The sequence below is a fragment of the Bradyrhizobium sp. S3.2.6 genome, from assembly GCF_040546885.1.
In the GTDB taxonomy this organism is placed as follows: domain Bacteria; phylum Pseudomonadota; class Alphaproteobacteria; order Rhizobiales; family Xanthobacteraceae; genus Bradyrhizobium; species Bradyrhizobium cytisi.
The window spans coordinates 1-6355 of record NZ_JBEPOS010000054.1; the positions used below are offsets into that span (position 1 = coordinate 1).

The 6355-nt window shown below is 58.9% G+C and carries 5 protein-coding genes and 1 pseudogene; 2 read left to right on the forward strand and 4 right to left on the reverse strand.

Features of this window, described 5'->3' with window-relative positions:
- Positions 1-1274 (forward strand): annotated as a pseudogene (tnpC, locus tag ABID58_RS37110) (IS66 family transposase); the annotation flags it as partial.
- Positions 1271-1873, forward strand: a complete 603-nt coding sequence (locus tag ABID58_RS37115; protein WP_502916466.1) for a plasmid pRiA4b ORF-3 family protein — start codon at positions 1271-1273, stop codon at positions 1871-1873. The pseudogene tnpC and the gene ABID58_RS37115, both read left to right, overlap by 4 nt.
- Positions 1874-2127: 254 nt before the next feature.
- Here the strand turns inward: ABID58_RS37115 and ABID58_RS37120 are convergent, their stop codons facing one another.
- From ABID58_RS37120 to panB, 4 genes are all read right to left on the reverse strand, one after another.
- The gene (locus tag ABID58_RS37120; protein ID WP_354037771.1) at positions 2128-2367 is read right to left on the reverse strand and encodes a hypothetical protein; all 240 of its coding nucleotides are present in this window, start codon (positions 2365-2367) and stop codon (positions 2128-2130) included.
- A gap of 433 nt (positions 2368-2800) precedes the next feature.
- Positions 2801-3007, reverse strand: coding sequence for a hypothetical protein (locus tag ABID58_RS37125; RefSeq protein ID WP_354037772.1), 207 nt, complete (start codon positions 3005-3007; stop codon positions 2801-2803).
- Positions 3008-3482: 475 nt separating this feature from the next.
- Positions 3483-4334, reverse strand: coding sequence for a pantoate--beta-alanine ligase (gene panC / locus ABID58_RS37130; protein WP_354037773.1), 852 nt, complete (start codon positions 4332-4334; stop codon positions 3483-3485).
- Between the two features lie 13 nt (positions 4335-4347).
- Positions 4348-5220 (reverse strand): 3-methyl-2-oxobutanoate hydroxymethyltransferase, encoded by an 873-nt coding sequence (gene panB, locus ABID58_RS37135; protein ID WP_354037774.1) that lies wholly within the window; start codon positions 5218-5220, stop codon positions 4348-4350.
- Positions 5221-6355 lie beyond the last annotated feature (1135 nt).

Below are 6355 nucleotides of genomic sequence, written 5' to 3' on the forward strand. Positions count from 1 at the left end.
CACGCATCGTCGAAACGCTGATGCCGGCTGCAGCCTGCTGCCCGTCCTGCAAAGGCGATCTCGTTGAGATTGGCAGCGATGAGAGCCAAAGGCTCGACGTCGTTCCGGTGCAGTACCGGGTGATCGTAACCCGCCGGCCCAAGCTGGCCTGCCGCGCCTGTCATGGCGTGGTCCTCCAGCACGCCGCGCCCGAGCGATTGATCAAGGGTGGACTGCCCACCGAGCGGCTCGTCGCGCATGTAATTGACGCCAAGTATCATTGGCATTTGCCGCTCTATCGTCAGGCGCAGATGCTGGCGACCCACGGAATTGCCATCGATCGTTCCACGCTCGCCTTCTGGGTCGGCTATGCCGCCCAGGAACTGAAGCCGTTGTGGCATCGTCTGCGAGAGCTTCTGCTCGCCTCCTCGAAGCTCTGTGTCGATGAGACCCCAGCGCCGGTGTTGGATCCGGGGCGCGGCAGGACCAAAACCGGCTACTTCTGGGCGCTCTCCCGCGATGACAGACCCTGGGCCGGTCCTGATCCGCCTGTGGTGATCTATGCCTATGCACCAGGCCGCGGTGCCGTTCATGGTTTGAGACTGCTCGAAGGCTATCGCGGCATCATCCATTGCGACGGCTATGAGGCCTACAAGACCATGACCCGGACGACGCGTGCGGACGCGCTGTCCGGCACGCTCGCCTTTTGCTGATCGCATCTACGGCGCCAGTTTGTGAAGATCGAGCGCGAGGCTTCGCCGGCGCCGGCGCCGGTTGCCCGCGAGGCCCTCGAGCGCATCGCCCAGCTCTATGCGGTCGAGAAAGCCCTCCGCGGTCGATCTGATGCTGAGCGCCGCGCAGGCCGACAGGCGCATGCCCGGCCTCTGGCTGCAGCCTTGAAGCAGTGGTTTGAGGCAAAACTTGATCACCTTGCACAGAAGAGCGACACGGCGAAAGCTTTGCGTTATGCGCTGCGTCATTGGGACGGCTTGACGCTCTACCTTGATGACGGGCGCATCGAGATGGACACGAATGCGGTCGAGCGCGCTATGCGGCCGATCAAGCTCAACGCCAAGAACTCCCTTTTTGCCGGTTGCGACGAGGGCGCCGAGAGTTGGGCAGTACTAGCTTCGTTGATCGAGACCTGTAAGCTCAACAGCGTCAGCGCCGAGCACTGGCTCTCCGACGTCCTCGCGAAGCTCGTCAATGGCTGGCCTGCGGCGCGACTGGACGAACTGCTTCCGTGGTCGTCGACCTACACCATGCATGCACACGATCCGAGGCTGGCGGCATGAGCCTCAACACGACCGCCGTGCGGATCAAGGTGACTCTCAAGGACGTGAAGCCGGAGGTGATGCGATGCCTTGTCGTGCCGTTCACGCTGCGCCTTGATCGGCTGCATCTGACGCTTCAGGCGGCGTTTGGCTGGACGAATAGCCATCTCTTTGAGTTCCTGGCTGGCGAAGGACGTTGGGGTATCCCCGATCCCCATGGGGATTTTGGCCCCCAGCCCATCGATGCCCGCAAGGCGCGGCTCAGCGATATCGTTCACGAGACGGGCGCCAAGACGATCCATTATCTCTACGACTTCGGCGACAGCTGGGACCATGTGATCAAGCTCGAAAAATGGTTTGACAACACGACGACCGATGGACTTCCCCTCTTGCTCGAGGCCGCCGGTCGTTGTCCTCCGGAGGACGTCGGCGGTGCGCCCGGCTATGCCGAATACCTCGATGCCATCAGCGACCCCGTCCATCCAGAGCACGAACGTATGCGCCTCTGGGGGCCCGAACAGTTCGATCCCGACGTCGTCGACCGGAAGGCGCTCGAGGCCGCCGTCAACGCATTGTCCGGAATTTGGAAGCCAAGACGGCACAAGCTGCGATCAAAATAGGCGTCAAGCGCCAATCGACGGGCCGCAGCGCTACGCTTACATCGAGGCTCCCTTTTTAAGTTCAGGCGACCAAGTCAAGTAAGCAGTGAATCTCTCCTCGTCCATCTCGCCCCCATTCTGTCGACGCTATGGCCCGTAGATGACCTCGACAGATCGACTGTCTGCGAACGTCACGGCGCCTCGCCGTGGACGCGCGATCGCCCCTCCCATAAGCCAAACCGAGCGTTTCGAGTGTCGCCCGCCGCTGCCGACGCTCAGTGCTGACGTCTCATCCATGACGGGACCGGATCAAGTGGCGTGCGATAGACCTCAGCGTTATCGGGGCGGGTGACCCGAACCGCACAGCCTTTGGCCTTCAGGTCCGGATGTACAATAGACAGTTCGGTCGCGAGCTGGTCCGCTCGGTCGGAGGCAACCTCGATGTTTTCGAGAATGAGGCCGCCTTGATTCTTGTACTCCTCGTCAATCACTAGATCAAAAGAGTAGTACGGCATCCGAAGGTCTCCCATTTGATCGGATTCGTCCCTTGGGGCGCATCCTCACCTCCACTCAGGCTTCGTCAGATGGTTCCAGTCGTTCGTATGGAAAGAGATAACTAGGGGCCGCATCGATTCTACCGACAAGATAGTCGGTTCTCAGGGTTCGGCTTATCAGCATCTCTTGCAGTAACATTTATCGGCTTCCTAAAGGCGAAATTCGCTAATCAGCGCCCTCGCATCGGCGAAAATCGGCGCCAGCTCAGCAGAATGCAAAGTTTTTCCGTGCGGTCATGACGTCAACTTTTGGGCCAACGCGGGCAAGGCAGGAGATCGCCAAAATGGCCATGTCACGCTCAAGCTCAGCATCGGCGCGGCCTCGTCCAGATAGCTCACCAGGATGTTCCGAACTGTGATCTGGAAATTCAACTGACTGACACCATCACGTTGTCTAGGCCCACCTCCACATGGTCGGTCTTTCGGAAAGGGCCTCGCGGCCGATCTGTTTGAGGCGGTCGGGCGTCGTCTCACCTCTGATGGCGGCTTCTAGAATCTTCGAGGCGACGTAAGTGCGGGCGCCGGTATCATACGGGGAAAGGCTCTCGCAAACCTCGTCGAGGATCGCGCGCAGAAGCGCAGTGGTAGCGGCATCCAACATTTGGAGATCTCCCCCATCCCTAGTGAGGAAGATAATGCACATTTCGCGTTTCGCGGTTCAAGTGTGTTTGATCGGATGAGAAATCTGCGACTGTCGCGCCCAGAGCGGTCTCAATCTTCTCTTTCTGCTTCTCCCAACACACGTTTTCTCGGCTTGTGCCGGTGTTCGATTGCGGCGTGTCCAGCCTCGATCGCGCTTACGTTTCGATGGACTTTACCGCATCGATGACGCGCTTGTGCTGGTCGGCGAAATCGCCGCGGTCACCATCTTCATCGCCTGAGATGGGCGGCTAATACGTCTGTCATACCGTTCCGCGAGGTCCAGCAGTCTCTTTCTGATGAAGGGGTCTGCCTTGTCCGCTAGATCGCGAATAATCCGAGCCCGGTCCCTCAAAAACTGTTCGTCCACGAAAACACCCATTCATTGCAAACATCAGTATTTCTGAGACTATTCAGTCGTTTAGTTGTGAGTCGCGCTAAGGAGTCGGCAACGACAGTATCACGTTGTCGATCAGACGCGTCGAGCCGACGTAAGCTGCGGCGCATAGTGCAGCAGTACGCCGCAGAGGACTCTCGGCGGGCTTGAGCGTATCAGGGTCGACAAGCTCAAGGTACTGCAGTCGATCGACCGTATTCAACTGCTCCTTTGCGATCGCAATCAGTTGTTGCACGTCGCGCTCTCCTGAGCCAAACTTATCCGCTGCGGCGAACAGCCCACGGCTGATGGCAAGAGCGCGCCGACGTTCTTCCTCGCTTAGATAGCGGTTGCGACTGCTCATCGCGAGCCCGTCCGGTTCCCGGACGGTTTGTACGGTGACGATCTTAATTGGAAGGTTGAGGTCAATTGCCATGCGGCGCACCACCGCGCATTGCTGAAAATCCTTTTGTCCAAAAAACGCGACATCCGGCTGCACCACGTTGAATAGCTTGCCAACGACAGTCGCCACCCCACGAAAATGCCCAGGCCTGAAAGCTCCGCACATTGGTTTTGCGAGCTCGCCCGGTTCGACGAAGGTCTCAAATTGAGCCGGATAGATCTCCTGTATATCCGGCGCAAAGACGATCGCAACGCCGGCATCGCGACACAGCTCTTGATCGCGCAGGAAGTCGCGCGGATAGGTGCTGAGATCCTCATTTGGCCCGAACTGAGTGGGATTGACGAAGATGCTAACTACGGTGACGTCGCATTGCGTCCGGCTGGCCGCGACCAGCGCCAGATGGCCATCGTGTAGATAGCCCATCGTCGGCACAAGTCCGACGCGTTTATCGGCACTGCGGACCTCTGCTAGCGCGCGACGAAGCTCTGCGACCGTCGTGATCGTTTGCATGTTGTGCTTTACATCAGGTTGGATTGGAGGGTGTCCAGTTCGCGACCGTGTCGCGAAGGCCTTCAGGAAGCCGATAGGACTCCTGCGATGTCGGGAATGCACCGTTGCGGACATCGGCCGCCCAACGCGACAGGGCCTCCTGTAACAACTGGAAACCATTGGCATAGGCGCGAACAAATTTGGGGCGATGACCTTCAGTCAATCCCAGCACATCGTGAAAGACGAGCACTTGGCCTGAGCAGCCAGGACCCGCACCGATTCCAATGGTCGGTATCCTCAGGGATTCGGTCGCTCGCGCCGCGAGCTCACCTGGAATACCCTCCAGGACGAGAGCGAAACAGCCGGCCTCCTGTAGACGGTGGGCGTCATCGAGCAGGCGCAAGGCGTCATCGGCCTTCCGGCCCTGCACCTTGAACCCACCCATGACATTGACGCTCTGCGGAGTCAGGCCGAGATGGCCCATCACAGGAATTTCGCAATCGATCAGGGCGCGCACTATTTCGATACGCTTGGCACCCCCCTCGAGCTTAACTGCGTCGGCGCCACGCTGCAGGAAACCTCCGGCATTGCGTATCGTCTCCGCTGGACTGAGATGGAAGCTAAGAAAGGGCATATCGGCCACGAGCAAGGCACGAGGCTTTGTGCGTACAACGGCTTCGAGGTGATGGTTCATCATCGCCATGCTCACCGGCAACGTATCATCGAATCCAAGACAGACGTTGCCGACGCTATCCCCGACAAGGATGACATCCACGATCGGATCGGCGATGCGTGCTGTAACCGCGTCGTAAGCGGTGGTCATCGCGATACGACGCCCCTCCTCCTTCCATCGCTGCAGGACCGGAATCGTGACGCGTTCAACAGGCGGCTCTGAAATGTGGCTCATCTTAGATCCCGATCCACCCCCGCATGCTTGGAGTCGGCGCTTCCATGGGAAGGCGAGAGGGAGCTGTCAATGGGGAGAGGAAAAAAGGAAATTACCTCTCCAAGGTCACGGACAGACGCATCAAAACCTCCAATGATCGCGCGATCATCAAATAAGAACTTCTCAGCCGTTCTTTCTTCATGCGGGGCGGCTTTGGGTCACGCTGACGCACACCGCGCGACTCAGCCCAGCTTAAGCCGAGGGAGGTCCCTCAGCCGTGGACGGCTCGTCGGCATGCGCGGCTGTGTTGATCCATGACATCGAGGCCGCCCCAACCTGAAACCAGAACGAAGCCGCACCCAGCAAGGCTGCGAGCCCAACAGGAACGAGATCTTTCGTGTTAGAATTAGCATCGGCACGCGCTGTAAGGTACGGGAAGGCGATGTCCATTGAATGGCAGCGTCGGTAGCAATCGTAGTTGCAATATTCTCTCCGCGTTACCACCTCTCGCACGTAACCCGGACCCAAGGACCGAGAACATTCGGCGCAGGTTCTGTCGCCGCGCGGGGTCCTTTTGATTCACGAGTATAAATTTCATAGCGTGGTAGCCATGTATTAAGCCGCTCGCAACCAGCGAAACCATTTATGGTCGGCCTCCCGCCGCGCCTTGATGCGGTCGACGCATTTCTTGGAGCAAAGGGCCGTTCGCCAGCAGTAATAACGGATCAGCCCGAACCTTCCACCGCATATCGCGCAGCGCCTTACTAAACCGCGGTGCGAACCATGAGAGCTGTTGCGCATTCCTCGCCTCCTGTCGGCATTAGGTGGATAGTCCCCCTTTCTTCGCTGCAGCACCATGCCCGCACGTGAAGTGCGACGCTGGCGATACCTAGTCTCGCGGCATGTGCGGACACCGGGCGCAAGAGTTTGAGCTCTGAATTGCGCCTCCTTGGCGAAGCGGCACGCTCCATCGGGGTGCTTCGCCGGCCAAGTCTTAATTGTTGACTGTAACGATATTTCCATCTTGATTAATGCAATGAGTCGCGCGTTGACGCTTAAATGCCTGCGGCGCGGCAATCTGGATGGAAGTGCAGCGTCAATCAGGATGAGAGAGCTTCGCCGGGCTCGTGACGCAGGGAGGGCGTAGCCCGACCGG